Below are 14,501 nucleotides of genomic sequence, written 5' to 3' on the forward strand. Positions count from 1 at the left end.
CTTTGACCATGCCCTCGCTCAACATCAGCTTCTCGGACGACGAGCTCAATGAGATTCGTAACGCAGCGACCGACCTCTCTCTGAAGTCGTACGTTCATGACGCGGCGCTCGCGTCCGCGCGCTCGCGAAAAGACCTGGTGGCACAACTCGCCCGACAGATCGCGGAAACGTCCGCTGAACTCAACGCTCGGCTGGCGTGAGCACTTACTTCCTCGACCGCGAGGATGTGCTGATTGCGGGGAGCGCGGCGTTCGGCTCTGCTCTCGCGGTCCGAGACTTCGGCCTGCTCGATGCGGCGGTGGCTCGGCCTCAGAGCTCGGTCTTCGGGCTAGACGCGTACCCAGACGTGTGGCAGAAGGCAGCCGCGCTGCTTCATTCGATCGCTCGCAATCACGCTTTGGTCGATGGGAACAAGCGCACCGCGTGGGCCGCCGCCTGGGTTTTCTTGGGATGCAATGGCGTGAGTCTTCGCGTCGACTTCGATGTGGATGCGGCTTACGAGCTCATGATCGAGGCCGCCATCGGAGAGACCGCCGTGCCAGAGCTGGCGAGCGCGCTGCGCTTCTTCGCCGCATCGGCCTGAAGCAATCCCATCGGCATGAGGAATGTCGGCGGCCACCCCTACAGTCGACTCACACCGATCGACCGCCACCGGGGGAGCACCGCATGTACGTAGACGGAGACCACGTCGTCACCAGCCCGTCCGACCTGAGCACGTGGGCGGCGTGCGAGTGGGCCTTCTTGCGGCGGCTCGACGCGAAGCTGGGGCGCATCGACAAGGCCGAAGACAAGGCCGACGCGATGCTCGAGCGCACGGCGACGCTCGGCATCGAGCACGAAGAGCGCTACCTCGAGCGGCTCCGCACCGAGCACGGGGCCGAGAACGTCGTCGAGTTCGCCGACAGGCCTGCCCCGGCCGAGTACGCGAGTGCCGCAGAGGCAGCGCGAGCCGCGATGGCCGCGGGCGCGAAGGTGCTCTACCAGGCAACGTTTTTCGACGGGTGGTTCCTGGGGTTCTCCGACTTCCTCATCCTGAACGATGCCGGGGCCTACGAGGTCTACGACACCAAGCTCGCCCGCCACGCGAAGATCACGGCACTGCTGCAGCTCGCCGGTTACGCCGAGCAGATCGCAGCGCTCGGTCTGCCCGTGGGCGATCGCGTTCGCCTCGTTCTGGGCGACAACTCCGTCAGCTCGCACGAGCTCGCCGACCTGCTGCCGGTCTACAGGGTGCAGCTTGCGCGACTCCGGGCGACGCTTGCGGAGCGGTTTCTCGCCGAGGCAGCAGTCGAGTGGGGCGACCCTCTCTACGCAGCCTGCGGGCGATGCAGCGCCTGCGAGACCGAGGTCGAAGCGCACCGCGACCTTGTCCTCGTCGCGGGCATGCGCCTCGACCAGCGCAGCAGGCTGCAGGATGCCGGCATCACGACGATCGACGACCTCGCGACGTCGACGGGGCCGGTCGACGGGCTCTCGGCGAAGGTGCTGGCCAAGCTGCGACGGCAGGCCGCCGCACAGGTCGCCAGCGACGGGGTGCCGCAGGTGGAGGTGCTGGACGCGCGCGCGTTCGCAGCCATTCCTGATCCTGATGCCGGTGACATCTTCTTCGACTTCGAAGGCGACCCGCTCTACAGCGAAGACAACGACGTGTGGGGGCTCGACTACCTCTTCGGGCTGGTCGAAGCCGACGAGCGGTTCGTGCCGTTCTGGGCGCACACGTTCGCCGACGAGCGTGCAGCACTGGTCGCGTTTCTCGAGTACGTCGCCGAGCGGCGGGCGGCCTACCCGAACATGCACATCTACCACTACGCCTCGTACGAGCGGACGCACCTGCTGTCGCTGGCCGCCCGGCACGGGGTGGGCGAGCAGCAGGTCGACGACCTCCTGCGCGACAACGTGCTCGTCGACCTCTACCCGGTGGTGCGGCAGGCGCTCGTGGTCGGGTCGCACAGCTACTCGCTCAAGAAGCTCGAACCGCTCTACATGCCGGGCGACCGCTCGGACTACGACGTCACCAACGCGGCCGACAGCATCCAGGCGTACGTCGACGCGATGGAGGTCATGCGCACCAACACCGTGACCGGCCAGCGGATGCTCGACCAGGTCGGCGCCTACAACGAATACGACTGCGTGTCGACGCTGAAGCTGCGCGATTGGCTGCTGGGGCTTGCCACTGCCGCCGCTGCTTCGGCCACTGCGGAGGGCGCCGGTGCCGGGGCGCCGTTCGGCCAGGCGCCGCTCGACGACGTCGAGAGCGAGCTCGAGCGCATCGTCCGCGAGCCAGACCCCGTCTACCTCGGCCTCATGGCGCACCTCGACGGAGTCGACCCGCTCGACCGCACCCCCGACCAGACCGCCATCGCGCTCGCTGCGGCCGCGATCGACTACCACCGCCGCGAAGAGAAGACCTACTGGCAAGAGCACTTCGCCCGCCTCCGCGACCCCATCGACGAGTTCGCCGACACCCGCGACGTGTTCGTCGTCGAACGTGCCTCGGTCTACCGCGACTGGGCGCCGCCCGTCGGCCGCGGCAAGAGCTGGTCGCGCGAGCTGCGTCTGTCGCTGCGCCCGGCGCCGGGCAGCAAGCTGCGCGAGGGCTCGCCCATCGGCCCGCTGCTCTACGACTTCCCCCACCCTCTGGGGCTTCGCGACGCAGGATCGGGATCACGCGGCTACACCCAGAGCGTCGCCCTGGCCTCGGTGCAGGCCACGCCCGACGGGCTCGAAGCCGTCGTCGTCGAACGTGCTGCCACCGAGGCCGACGCCTACGACGCTCTGCCCGTCGTGCTCGGGCCGGCGGCCCCGCCGCGCGCTGCGCCACAGCCAGCCGCGATCTCGGAGTGGGGCGGCCACGTGCTCGACCACATCGACGACCTCCCGGCCGACCCGGCCCTCGACCTGCTGCGGCGGCTGCCGCCACGCGGACCCATCGCGCCGATCGTCGACGACGAGGATGCCGTCACGCCAGTCGTGACGACACTGCTCGGCATGGACCAGTCGGCGCTCGCGATCCAGGGGCCGCCCGGCACAGGCAAGACGTACGTCGGCAGCCGCGTCATCGCGCGGCTGGTCGTGGAACACGGCTGGAAAATCGGCGTCGTCGCGCAGTCGCACGCGGCGGTCGAGAACGTGCTCACCGCGGTCGTCGAGGCCGGGCTCGCACCCGAGCTCGTCGGCAAGGAGCGGAAAGACGGCGTCACGGACGATGTGGCGTGGACGGCCGTGAAGAAGGGCAAGACGGCTGACTTCGCGAGCCGGGACGGCGGGTTCGTGGTCGGCGGGACAGCGTGGACGTTCGCGGGGGCGAACAAGGTGGGGCGGCGCTCACTCGACCTGCTGGTCGTGGAGGAAGCAGGGCAGTTCTCGCTCGCGCCGACGATCGCCGCGTCGGTGGCCGCGCGCCGGATCCTGCTGCTCGGAGACCCGCAACAGTTGCCGCAGGTCAGCCAGGGCATTCACCCCGAGCCCGTCGACCAGTCGGCGCTCGGCTGGCTGGCCCAGGGCAATGACGTGCTGCCGGCACGGTTCGGCTACTTCCTCGCGCACACGCGGCGGATGGCGCCCGAGGTGTGTGCTCCCGTGTCCGAGCTGTCGTATGCGGGCGAGCTCACCTCGATCGCGCCGCCTCGGTCGCTCGACGGGGTGGATCCGGGGCTGCACGTGGTGCCCGTGACGCACCGGCGCAACACGACGTCGTCGCCCGAAGAGGTCGACCGGGTCGTCTCTCTCGCGGTGGGGCTCCTTGGGCGCACGTGGGTGTCCGACCCCGCCAAGGCCGGCGAGCCGCTCGCCGACACGGACATCATCGTGGTCGCGCCGTACAACGCGCAGGTCGGGCTGCTGCGCGACGCTCTGGATGCGGCCGGTCTGGCCGGCACGCAGGTCGGCACCGTCGACATGTTCCAGGGGCGGGAGGCCGCTGTCGCGATCATCTCGCTCGCGGCCTCCTCGGCCGCCGACATCCCCCGCGGGCTCGAGTTCTTGCTGATGCCGAACCGGCTCAACGTGGCCATCTCGCGGGCGCAGTGGGCGGCCTTCCTCGTGGCGTCGCCGGGGCTCGCGCTTGGGCTGCCGCAATCGGTCGGTGAGCTGCGGCTGCTCAGTCGCTACTTGACGCTGATCGAGGGGCGTGACGAGCCAGCTCCGGTTGTCGCCGACGCGTAGGCACCGCTTAGCGCGGATACGCGCAAATGTCGGCAGCTTGTCGTAAGATGGGTTTACGCAGAAATGCGCAAACGAATCGACGAAGTGAGGGTCTCATGAGCACAACGGACCGCGCCACCGGCGCCCTGGTCGGCATGGCCTGCGGCGACGCCCTCGGCGCCGGCTACGAGTTCGGCCCGGCGCTGCCCGACGACCGCGTCGTGCGCATGAAGGGCGGCGGCGGCTTCATGTGGGAGCCCGGCGAGTGGACGGACGACACCTCGATGGCCATCCCCCTTGCCCAGGCGCTGGCGCGCGGGGATCGGCTCGACGATGCCGAAACCCTCGACCGTGTCGTCAGTGAGTGGGCGACCTGGGCCGACACGGCGCCCGACGTCGGCAACCAGACGCGGGCCGTGCTGGGGCAGCTGCAGGATGCGACGGAGGCGAGCGCCCGAGTCGCCGCGCGAGCCGAGCACGAGCGATACGGGCAGTCAGGAGGCAACGGGTCGCTGATGCGGACGGCGCCGGTCGCGCTCGGCCACCTGTCCGACCCCGAGGGCCTCGTTGCAACGGCTCGGCGGGTGAGCGACCTGACGCACTTCGACGAGGATGCGGGGGATGCCTGCGTGATCTGGTGCCTCGCGATCCGGAGGGCGATCGTCGACGGCGAGCTCGACGTGCGCAGTGGCATCGACGCGCTGCCCTCCGACCGGCGGCAGCGGTGGCACGACCTCCTCGACGTCGCCGAGGCGTCGCAGCCGCGCGACTTCACGAGCAACGGATGGGTTGTCGAAGCGGTGCAGGGAGCCTGGTCGGCGATCACGCACGGCACGACGCTCGTCGACATGCTCGAGCGCGCAGTGCGCGGCGGCAACGACACCGACACGGTCGCTGCGATCGCGGGCGGCCTGGCCGGGGCGTTCTACGGCGCGAGTGCCGTGCCACCGGAGTGGCGCGAGATCGTGCACGGGTGGCCAGGGCTGCGGTTCGGTGACCTCGTCGAGTTGGCCGAGGCTGCGATCTAGCCAGGCGCGGCGCTGGGCGCGGGCCCCGGGGTTGGGGGCCCGCGCGACGGTCAGGCGCGCGTGTAGAGCTGCGCGGGCTTGCCGACCGAGCCCTCGCTGCGCGCGTCGACCTTGCGCAGCTGCGGCTCCATCGCCCGACGGAAGGCGTCGCGCTGCAACGCCTCGCCCGCCAGCACCTCGTGCGTCTGCCGCAGCTGCGTCAACGTGAACGGCCCCGCGACAAGGGCGGCAGGATCCGGGTGCTCGGCATAGTCCGCGCGGAGCGTCGCGACAGCCCGAGCCACGATCTCGTTGTGGCCGTAGGGCAGGGGCTCGACCTCGGACACCGGCACGAACGCGGCTTTCGCCCGATCCTGCGACACCCGATCGAACGGGACCGCGACCAGATGCGCTACCGACAAGACCCAGCCACGATCGTCGCGTTCGGGCTCGTCGAACACGTGCAATTGGCGCGGCGCGAGCCCCTCGATGCCCGCCTTGTCGCGAAGCGAGCGGAGGACGGCGTCGGCGAGGCGCTCGCCCTCGTGGAGGAATGTGCCGGGCAGACGACGGCTCGTCGGGCTCTTCGCCGGGCCGGCGCTTGTGCCCGGGCCGGCGCTCGAGCTGGCTGTGGTGCCCGCCCCGGCGGTCGCGCCCGCCTCGACCAGCAGGACGGCGAGCTGTCGCTCGGGCGTGACCGTCAGCACGGCCGTGTCGACCGCGACCGAGGGGCGCGGGTAGTCGGCGAGCGTCTTGTGATGCGAGTCGCGGTAGGTGGGCACGGGAACAATTTACGCGGTGGTGCGCAATTGCGGGTCAGGCGTGCGTGTGTGAGGCGAGTTTCGTGCAGGTGCTCGCAGAACTGTGTTCGCGGAGGCGTCGATTGGCTCTGGAGCCAATCAAGCTGTTCGCGAACTTCTCCCATGTGGGGCATGCGTCAACGCAAGTTGCATCGCACCGATCGGGACGGCCGCGACCACCCAGAGGGCGGACCACCCGAGCTCGACGTGGGCAAGCTGCGCGTTCCAGTGTGGTCATATCCGCGTCCGTCCTCGGGGTCGAGATCGCGGCGTGCTTGTTTTCTGCACGAGGGGCTGTCGATTCAGCACGAAGTAGAGGCCGAGTGCCAAGCCGACGAAGAGCACGGCCGCGAGGACGGCGAAGAGAGGGCCTGCCTGAATGTCGACACCGCCACCTGGCTCGTCGGTCAGGTGGGTCGTTTCGATGAGCAGGGGCACCGACACGGGCAGGTGGGTCGACCAGACGACAGCGGTCAGGCCGACCAGCCCGACGACCACGAGCAGCGGAAGCAGGACCGCGGCACCGAGAGTCGCCAACAGGATGTTGCGGCCGACCAGCGGTGCGCGCGAGTCGGGATCGGCGCGGACCCTTCGCCGGATCCAGTACGTGCCGAGCATGACCGCGGCGGCACCGAGAAGGGGAGGCAGCGCAACAAGGAGGTTCCACCTGAGGAGACTCATTCGCCATCCGATCGCTCGATCCTGCTGCGCACCGGATTAGGTGCGTGACAGAGATCCTAACGCCATGGAATGTCACGTGATTAATTTGACATGGTGAGGCGAGGTCGGGCAAGGTGGCAGAGCCGAGATGAACAGAAGGGTTCACCCCGGCTCTCTCCGGCACCGTTGCAGCGGTGCCAGAGACCTCACGACAAGGGAAACGCCCTCGTCGAGAAGCAGATCGGACCGTACTCCATGAAATCTGACAAGCGCTGGCTGACCTGGCGGAAGACCGTCGCAATCATCGCTCTGACCGCACCGGCGATCGTGGGCGTGGGAGGGGCCGCCAACGCAGCCGTTCCGGCTCATGCGGGCGCGACAGCGAACGCAACGGCGTCCGTGTCGGCGCCTGTGGCCGGATCGACGACGATGACGTCCGCCTCGCCGGCCACCACCCTGGCGGCGAGCGGCACGTCGTCTGCCGAGGTGGCTCCGGATCGCGCGGGCGGCCCAGCCTCGGCTCGCGTGAGCGTCGCCACGGTCGTGAGTGCGATCAAGAAGATCCCTGGCCTCTGGGCGACGTTCAGCGCGGCGGTGAAGAAGGCCTACGCGGCGTTCACACCGCTATGGAACGGCATCAAGGCCGTGCTCGGAGGTATCGGCACGCTCGTGAGTGCCCTGGACATCTGGAACTACTTCCACTGATCGCAGCCGGTGCGACGGGCCGGGCACGACCCGTCGCACCCTCGCACGCTCTCCTCGCCCACCGCTCCACCACGAAAGGCTCGATCATCACCACCGACGAGACACCCACCAGAACCGCCGATGCCATCACCATCTCGTCACTGTTCGCGACAGTCTGCCTCGTTCTCACCGTCGTCTTTCTATTCTTCGACAGCCCTCTTCGGTTCGCCCCGTTGGGCCCGGGAATCGTTGTCGCCGCGGTGACGGGGTGGCTGGCGCCGCACCGGCGCGAACCTCGAATGGCGCTCACGTCGCTCCTCCTTGCGACCGCCGTGTCACTCGCCGTACTGGAGTGGAGATGACCGCAGCTCCCGAGGCGGCGATCACAGTTCGGCGGCTCACCAAGACGTACGGCGCACACGCTGCGGTCGACGATGTGTCCTTCACCGCCAGGCCGGGCGCCGTGACGGCCCTGCTGGGGCCCAACGGCTCGGGTAAGTCGACGACGATGCGACTCATGCTGGGGCTGGCGCGGGCCGACAGCGGGGAGGTGCTCTTCGGCAGTTCGACCTACGACGAGTTGGTGAACCCCGCGGCCGACGTCGGGATCCTGCTCGATGCCAGCGCTCAGCACACCGGTCGCAGTGTCCGAGAGAGCGTCGAGCTTGCCGGCTTGATGTGCGGCGCATCGAGACAGCGGGTGCGGCAATGTCTGGCCACCGTCGGGCTCGCCGACGTGTCGAGTCGCAAAGTGGGTGCTCTGTCGTTGGGCATGCGGCAGCGGCTCGGGCTGGCGATAGCCCTGCTCGGCGCGCCGAAGATCCTCCTGCTCGACGAGCCGGGCAACGGCCTCGACCCCGAAGGGCTGGCCTGGCTCAACGAGTTCCTCTCGAGGTTCGCTCGTGCCGGGGGGACCGTCCTGGTCTCCAGCCACCACCTCGCCGAGATCGAAGCAATCGCCGACGATCTGGTCGTGCTCGACCGAGGTCAGGCGAAGTACGCGGGGCCGGCACGCGACTTTGGCGGGGCGAATGACACCAGAGGATGCCGGGCGAGCTCCGTCAACGACGAGGCCCTGCTCGCTGCTGCGGCCGAACGCGGCATTCCCGTCGAGGCGGCGGCCGGCGGGGGAGTCGTCGCGGATGTCGAGCCCGAGGTGCTCGGCCGCCTGTCCGTCGAAACCGGCGTCGCTCTGACATCGCTGGCCCGCATCGCACCGAGTCTCCAGCAGTACTTCCTCGACACCACGAGCGGCGAATTCCAGGGGCGTCACGACGACCTCATGGCCCTGTCGAAAGCACCGGAGGTGCCGTGATGATTCCCCTCCGCACGCTTGTCATCGTCGAACTTCGCAAGGCGACGGACACCCGAGCCGCGCGCGCAGTCTTCGCGATCATCGTCGCACTCGGGCTCGGTGCGGCGCTCCTGACCGCCCGAGACGAGCCCAGCTTCGCCGAGTCGATCAGCGCGCCCCTGCTGCCTCTCACCGCGCTGCTTCCCATCGTCGCCGTCCTCGCGGTGACCGGAGACTGGACCCAGCGCGTGGCCCTCACGACGTTCGCCCTGGTGCCGCGACGCCGCAGGATCCTGATGGCTCGCTTGATCGCGTGTGTCGCCCTGGTGCTCGTCACGGCTTTCGTCGTCGCGGCCCTCGGTGCCCTGTCGTCGCTGATCCTCCACCCCGGCGCCATCGCCCACGCCGACCCCGGGCTCGTCGGCCGAAATCTCTGGGGTGTCACGGCGCTCGCGCTGTGCGCTGCACTCTCAGGCGCGGCGATCGGGTCGCTGCTGTTGAACACGCCCGCCGCGATCGCCGTGACTCTGGTCGTGCCGATCACCTACGACATCGTTCTCGGGTTGAACGCGCCGAGCGTGGCCCCGTGGGTCTCGAGTCTGGCGTTCACGACCTGGCTCAGCCAACCGAACTGGGGATGGGAGGCACTTCCCGACGGTGTGCCGGGGATCGGTCAGGCCGCGTCGTCACTCGTCTTGTGGATCATCGTGCCGCTCGCCGTCGGCTGGTGGCGCCAACTCCGTCGCGAAGTGCGGTGACGTTCGGCGCGGAGAGCTCAGACGGGGCTGCGGACCCCGGCGCGCAACTCACTGCCCGCCCACAGCTCGGCGGCGAGCCGGCCGTCGTTCGCCTGCCGGGCGACGCGGCCCGGTGCCTTCAGACGGTCGAAGTAGTTGCCGCTCGGCGCCGGGACGGTCGTGGCCGCGGCGAGGCGCACCAGCGGCTCGGCACCCTCCTCGGGCGTGATGGCGGCGAGCTTCTGGCCGAGCTCGACGAAGGCGCTGCCGCCGCCGAAAGCGGAGGCGACGAAGCCCGGGTGGAAGGCATAGGCGCTGACGTTCGTGCCGCGGAGTCGGCGCGCCAGTTCACGGGTGAAGAGGACGTTCTCGAGCTTGCTCGCGCAGTAGGCGCGAAAACCGTTCACCCACGGGCCGCGGTGGTTGTCGAGGTCGTCGAGCACGACCTTGCCGAAGGCGTTGGCACCACTCGAGGTCTGGATGATGCGCACCGTGCCGGGCGTGGCATCCTGCGCCGTTTCGAGGAGGCGAGGCAGCAAGAGCGTGGTCAGCAGGAAGGGAGAGAGATGGTTGCTCTGGAAGGTGACGTCGTAGCCGTCCTTCGTGGGTGTGCGGGTCGTGAACGTGCCGCCGGCGTTGTTGGCGAGAACGTGAATCTTCGGCAGGTCGGTGAGGAGCTCGTCGGCGAGCGAGCGGACGGCGCCGAGGTCGGTGAAGTCGGCGATGTACGGTTTCGCGCCGATCTCCGACGCGACCGCTCTCGTCCGCTCGGGGTTGCGGCCCACGACCGCGACGGTGGCGCCCAACCGCGACAGGGCGCGGGCGGCCGCACGGCCGACGCCCGAGCTGGCCCCCGTGATCACGATGGTGTGGTCGTCGACGCGGGCGGGCTCCGGCAGGAAGACAGTCATGGAGTGCACGGTAGACCCGGCCGCTGGAAGGGGCTCGTTGTGAGGCCGGCCGGTGCCAGACTCGAGGCATGACTTCAGCGCAGAGGGTGCTCGACCAGTTCGTTCGCAACGTCGATGCCGAGGGGCTGGGTGCGTACGGCGTGCACGTGCTGATCGGTGACGACGTCGCCGAGCATCGGTGGCGCAGCGACGACCGCGAGAACGTCTACTCGGTGAGCAAAGGCGTGTGTGCGCTCGCGGCGGGGATCGCCGTCGGCGACGGGCTGATCGGGCTCGATTCGACCGTGGGGGAGTTCTTCCCCTCGATGCAGCTCGGTGCCGGCGTGGACGGCATCACCCTGCGGCACCTGCTGACGATGACGAGCGGCATCAAGTTCCAATGGTTCGGCGATCAGCCCGTGCCCGGGGCCGCCACCGCCGAGCGCCCGGCCTCCACCCCCGATCTCGCCCAGGTGATGCTCGGGCTGCCGAGCAACGGGGCGGGCACGGCGTTCCTCTACACCGACTCCAGCCCGTACGTGGCCATGCGCATGCTCGAGACGGTCGTCGGCGACGTCCGCGACTGGCTCATCCCGCGGCTGTTCGAGCCGCTCGGCATCGACAACCCGCAGTGGCACCGATGCCCGCTCGGCTCCATCATGGGCGGCACCGGGCTCGAACTGCGCACCGAAGAGCTCGCCCGCATCGGGCGGCTGCTGCGCGACCGGGGGCAGTGGAATGGGCAGGCGCTCGTCGACGGCGCCTGGATCGACCAGATGCACGAGGCCACCGTCGCCACCCGCGGCACCGGAGACTCCGCGCGCTACGGGCTCGCCGTCTGGGGCGGCCCCGGAGACGCCTGGCGACTCGACGGCCGCTACGGCCAGTACGTCGTCGTCGACCAGGGGCGTGACGCCGTCATCACCGTCACGGCTCACGAAGAGTCGGGCGAGCACCGTCTCGCCGAGCTCGCGCAAGCGGCCGTCGCAGAGCACGTCGGCTGAGCAGTGGTCGCCTCAGACGACGTGGGTACACCGAGCCCCGCCGTGCTCACCGCTTTCGGGGCGTCGCAGGATGCAGAGCGGCTGGCCGGCGGGCGCGGTCTCACCTGGCGCGCGGGTCGGGTGGTGCTGCGGCCCGCCGGCGACCCGCGCGAGGCGGCGTGGAAATCCGAGGCGCTGGGCGAGCTGCTCTCGTCGGGCCCGCACGACGGATTCACAGTGCCCAGACCTCTCCGTGCGTCCGGCGGCGAGTGGGTGCTCGACGAGTGGGAAGCGCTCGAGTGGGTGCCGGGCGCCGCCGACCAGTCGCGCGTCGACGATGTCGTCCGGGCCGGGCAGGCTTTTCATCGCGCGATCGCGCACCTGCCTCGACCCGATTTCATCGCGGCATCGACCGACCGGTGGAGCATCGCCGACCGGATGGCGTGGGGTGAGACGCGGCCGAGCGACGGGGCTCTGTTCGGCGACCCGCTGCTTGTGGCGTTGATGGCCACGACCCGCCCGGTCGCGTCGCCGGCGCAGGTCATCCACGGCGACCTGCTCGGCAACGTGCTGTTCGCCCCGGGGCGACCGCCGGCCGTGATCGATTGGGCTCCCTACTGGAGGCCGACCGGGTTCGGCGCGGCGGTCGCGGTCGCCGATGCAGCCTGCTGGCATGGTCTGCCGACCGTGGCGCTCGCCGAGAGTCGCGGGGTCGCCGAGTGGCGCCAGCTGCTGGTGCGGGCGCTCGCCTACCGCATCGCAACGCAGCACCTGGCCGGGCGCTGGGACGAGGCCTTCGCCCGCCGACACGAACCCGTGGTGGAAGCTGTTCTGGGTCTCGACGAGTAGCCCGAAATGTCTGTACGATGTTGGAATGTCGTTTCCATCTGCACCCGCTCTGCCTGCCGAGAAACCTGAGCCGCCCCTCGATCGGCCTTTCTACGACGCTCCCTTCGCGGCTGCCGTGAAGCGTGGATTCCGCAAGTACGCGACCTTCTCGGGCCGCGCCAGTCGCAGCGAGTTCTGGTGGTGGGTGCTCGCGACGGGCGTCGTCCAGCTCGTGTTATCGATCGTCACCGAGGCTTTCGGCTATGACACGTCGACCGCCTGGCAGCATGTCGGCGGCTTCCAAGGCCCCGGCGACGCGATCAACCTGCTGAGCTCGATCTTCGGTCTGGCCGTGCTGGTGCCCCAACTCGCTCTCACCTGGCGGCGGTTGCACGATGTGAACCGCAGCGGTGCCTGGATCCTGATCGGTTTGGTGCCCGTCTACGGCTGGATCGTGCTGATCGCGTGGACGTGTCGGCGCCCCGTGCTCGCCGGGCGTCGATTCGACCTTGCGTGACGCACCGACCGGGTATGACGTATCGACGGCTGCGTCTCGTCGGCTTCATCGTGCTCGTGGTGGTCTGTTGTGTCAGTCGGGTGGCCGTCGACGAGAATCACGTGCCGCTCACGACCGGAGCGTGGTGGGCCATGATGGCCTGCACGATCGCGGGGTGGGCTGCGCTGATGAGTTCGCACTTCCCCGAGAGCCCGGCGTGCGCATCGACAGCGCCATGACATGGGTGGGCGCCGTCGGGTTCGCCGCGCAATCGTCGGTGGCCGAGCCCGCCGTGATTCTGTTACCCGTCGCGGGACTGGTGCTCGCGATCGCTTTCGCGACGTTCATTCTCGTAAATGATCCGGGACAGGGCGCCCGGAGTGCAGGGGAGTAGCGTGGCGATGTCAGACGCTGACATCGCACCGCGAATGGCAGGCCGGCATGCGGGCGGCCGCCGCGCCAGGCCGCCGGGTCAGACGGCTGGGTCAGACGGCAGGGGCAGCAGCGGCGCCGACCGGCGCCCACGCCGGGTCACGCAGCGCGGGGCAATACTCGGCGTTCGGGTGGTGCGCGATGTCGATCATTCGATCGAGGGCGTCGCGCGCGGCGGCCAGCGACGCCATCGTCTCGGTGATCCGGGCGCGTTCTGCCCGAGCAGGTCGAAGACCTCGGGCGACGATGTGCCGGTGTCGACGCACGGCAGCAGCTGCGCAATGGTGCGACTGGCAAGGCCGGCGGCGAAGAATTGCTGGATCAGCTGCACCTTCTCGACAGCCGACTCGGCATACGTGCGTTGGCCCGAGGCGGTGCGCTCCGAGGTCAGCAGCCCCTGCTCCTCGTAATACCGCAGAGCGCGGGCGCTGACCCCGGCACGGTGCGCGACATCGCCGATTCGCATTGCTGACCTCTCTCGAAAAAACACTTGACCCTGACGTCAACGTCAACTCTTAGCGTAGTTCAGGTCGGGCCCGAACCGGGCCGACTGAATCGACTTAAGAAATCAGGATCCTGATGACCTCCTCTGCAATCACCGACCTCACGACCCAGACGGCCCTCGTCACCGGTGCCAATCGCGGCATCGGCCGCCAGTTCGTGCTCGAACTGCTCGAGCGCGGCGTCGACAAGGTCTACGCGGCGGCCCGCCGGCCCGAGACCCTCGAATTCGACGACGCGCGAGTCGTGCCCGTGCAGCTCGACCTCACCGATCACGCGTCGGTCGTGGCGGTCGCGAAATCGGCGCAGGATGTCACGATCCTGGTCAACAACGCCGGGATCTCGACGGGCGCGGGTCTGGTGACCGGCGACCTCGGCGCCATCCGGCGCGAGATGGACACGCATTTCTGGGGCACGCTCGACGTGATCCGTGAGTTCGCGCCCGTGCTCGCGGCGAACGGTGGCGGGGCGATCGTGAACGTGCTGTCGGCGCTCTCGTGGTTCGCGGCCAACGGCAGCGGCGGCTACTCGGCGGCGAAAGCGGCCGAGTGGAACATGACGAACGGCGTCCGCCTTGAACTCGCCTCGCAGGGCACTCTGGTGCAGGGCGTGCTGCTGGGCGCGGCGGACACCGACATCGCGGCCGGCTACGACGGGCCGAAGATCGACCCGCGCGACGTGCCGCGGAAGGTGCTCGACGGGCTGGCGATCGGATCGATCGAGGTCATCGTCGACGACTGGACGGCCATGGTCAAGGCGTCGCTCGCCGGCGACCCGGCGGCGTTTTACGCGCAGATGGAGCAGGTGCTGGCGGGCTGAGCGGTAGGTGGCAACACGCGGTTCCGTTCGAACCACGGGAACCCATGGTGCGATCGGGCGGAAGTGGTTCTGGGCGCGGCGCCGAGGGGAGCACTTTTTGCTGGGGCCGCTCAACTACGAAGTTGAGCGACCCCAGGGCAAGACGAGATGCCGCGAGTCGGCGCCGCACCCGGCCGCCTGCCCCGCACCCGGCCGCCTGCCCCGCACCCGGCCGCGCCGCCGGGCAC

General features: G+C 69.4%; 17 protein-coding genes. 13 read left to right on the forward strand and 4 right to left on the reverse strand.

Translation table 11 applies throughout. The features are described 5' to 3' along the window. The first annotated feature begins 8 nt into the window (after window positions 1-8). The 4 genes from AX769_RS11400 to AX769_RS11415 all read left to right on the forward strand — a co-directional run bounded on the left by AX769_RS11400 (window position 9) and on the right by AX769_RS11415 (window position 5,171). The gene (locus AX769_RS11400; protein ID WP_082763762.1) at window positions 9-200 is read left to right on the forward strand and encodes a hypothetical protein; all 192 of its coding nucleotides are present in this window, start codon (window positions 9-11) and stop codon (window positions 198-200) included. Next, complete coding sequence (locus tag AX769_RS11405; RefSeq protein WP_066279324.1) at window positions 197-583, forward strand: type II toxin-antitoxin system death-on-curing family toxin; 387 nt, start codon at window positions 197-199, stop codon at window positions 581-583. Before AX769_RS11400 ends, AX769_RS11405 begins: the two co-directional genes overlap by 4 nt. Before the next feature lie 83 nt (window positions 584-666). Beyond that, window positions 667-4,164, forward strand: coding sequence for a bifunctional RecB family nuclease/DEAD/DEAH box helicase (locus tag AX769_RS11410; RefSeq protein ID WP_066279327.1), 3,498 nt, complete (start codon window positions 667-669; stop codon window positions 4,162-4,164). Window positions 4,165-4,259: 95 nt separating this feature from the next. Then, a complete protein-coding gene (locus tag AX769_RS11415; RefSeq protein ID WP_204249202.1) occupies window positions 4,260-5,171 on the forward strand; it encodes an ADP-ribosylglycohydrolase family protein in 912 nt (303 codons plus the stop codon). A gap of 50 nt (window positions 5,172-5,221) precedes the next feature. On the opposite strand, the gene AX769_RS11420 is transcribed toward AX769_RS11415, so the two are convergent. Beyond that, window positions 5,222-5,932, reverse strand: coding sequence for an NUDIX hydrolase (locus tag AX769_RS11420; RefSeq protein WP_066279332.1), 711 nt, complete (start codon window positions 5,930-5,932; stop codon window positions 5,222-5,224). A gap of 252 nt (window positions 5,933-6,184) precedes the next feature. Continuing rightward, window positions 6,185-6,631 carry a hypothetical protein gene (locus tag AX769_RS11425; protein ID WP_066279334.1) on the reverse strand — a complete coding sequence of 149 codons (447 nt, stop codon included), beginning with the start codon at window positions 6,629-6,631 and terminating at the stop codon, window positions 6,185-6,187. Window positions 6,632-6,865: 234 nt separating this feature from the next. Here AX769_RS11425 and AX769_RS11430 point away from each other — a divergent pair, with 234 nt between their 5' ends. The 3 genes from AX769_RS11430 to AX769_RS11440 all read left to right on the forward strand — a co-directional run bounded on the left by AX769_RS11430 (window position 6,866) and on the right by AX769_RS11440 (window position 9,346). Beyond that, window positions 6,866-7,315 carry a hypothetical protein gene (locus tag AX769_RS11430; RefSeq protein ID WP_066279337.1) on the forward strand — a complete coding sequence of 150 codons (450 nt, stop codon included), beginning with the start codon at window positions 6,866-6,868 and terminating at the stop codon, window positions 7,313-7,315. A 337-nt stretch (window positions 7,316-7,652) separates the two neighbouring features. Then, window positions 7,653-8,609, forward strand: a complete 957-nt coding sequence (locus AX769_RS11435; protein ID WP_082764057.1) for an ABC transporter ATP-binding protein — start codon at window positions 7,653-7,655, stop codon at window positions 8,607-8,609. Beyond that, window positions 8,606-9,346: a hypothetical protein gene (locus AX769_RS11440; RefSeq protein ID WP_157887598.1), complete on the forward strand. Its 741-nt coding sequence runs from the start codon at window positions 8,606-8,608 to the stop codon at window positions 9,344-9,346. Before AX769_RS11435 ends, AX769_RS11440 begins: the two co-directional genes overlap by 4 nt. 17 nt (window positions 9,347-9,363) lie before the next feature. Here AX769_RS11440 and AX769_RS11445 read toward each other — a convergent pair whose 3' ends face one another. Further along, window positions 9,364-10,236: an SDR family NAD(P)-dependent oxidoreductase gene (locus AX769_RS11445; RefSeq protein ID WP_066279345.1), complete on the reverse strand. Its 873-nt coding sequence runs from the start codon at window positions 10,234-10,236 to the stop codon at window positions 9,364-9,366. Window positions 10,237-10,304: 68 nt separating this feature from the next. Between AX769_RS11445 and AX769_RS11450 the strand changes: the two genes are divergently transcribed. Genes AX769_RS11450 through AX769_RS23990 form a run of 5 tightly spaced genes read left to right on the forward strand, consistent with a single transcriptional unit; the run spans window position 10,305 to window position 12,916 of the window. After that, window positions 10,305-11,219 carry a serine hydrolase gene (locus AX769_RS11450; protein ID WP_066279347.1) on the forward strand — a complete coding sequence of 305 codons (915 nt, stop codon included), beginning with the start codon at window positions 10,305-10,307 and terminating at the stop codon, window positions 11,217-11,219. A gap of 21 nt (window positions 11,220-11,240) precedes the next feature. Then, window positions 11,241-12,047 (forward strand): hypothetical protein, encoded by an 807-nt coding sequence (locus AX769_RS11455; protein WP_066283560.1) that lies wholly within the window; start codon window positions 11,241-11,243, stop codon window positions 12,045-12,047. A gap of 25 nt (window positions 12,048-12,072) precedes the next feature. Next, on the forward strand, window positions 12,073-12,543 hold the full coding sequence (locus AX769_RS11460; RefSeq protein WP_066279350.1) for a DUF805 domain-containing protein: 471 nt from the start codon (window positions 12,073-12,075) through the stop codon (window positions 12,541-12,543). Between the two features lie 14 nt (window positions 12,544-12,557). Beyond that, entirely contained in the window at window positions 12,558-12,761 is a 204-nt protein-coding gene (locus AX769_RS11465) for a hypothetical protein (RefSeq protein WP_066279352.1), read from the forward strand. Beyond that, a complete protein-coding gene (locus AX769_RS23990; protein ID WP_157887599.1) occupies window positions 12,740-12,916 on the forward strand; it encodes a hypothetical protein in 177 nt (58 codons plus the stop codon). The genes AX769_RS11465 and AX769_RS23990 overlap by 22 nt, the downstream gene beginning before the upstream one ends. 186 nt (window positions 12,917-13,102) lie before the next feature. Here the strand turns inward: AX769_RS23990 and AX769_RS11470 are convergent, their stop codons facing one another. Further along, window positions 13,103-13,420, reverse strand: coding sequence for a MerR family transcriptional regulator (locus AX769_RS11470; RefSeq protein ID WP_239451766.1), 318 nt, complete (start codon window positions 13,418-13,420; stop codon window positions 13,103-13,105). A gap of 113 nt (window positions 13,421-13,533) precedes the next feature. Between AX769_RS11470 and AX769_RS11475 the strand changes: the two genes are divergently transcribed. Further along, entirely contained in the window at window positions 13,534-14,274 is a 741-nt protein-coding gene (locus tag AX769_RS11475) for an SDR family oxidoreductase (protein WP_066279354.1), read from the forward strand. Window positions 14,275-14,501: the final 227 nt, after the last annotated feature.

Source organism: Frondihabitans sp. PAMC 28766 (assembly GCF_001577365.1).
Classification (GTDB): domain Bacteria; phylum Actinomycetota; class Actinomycetes; order Actinomycetales; family Microbacteriaceae; genus Frondihabitans.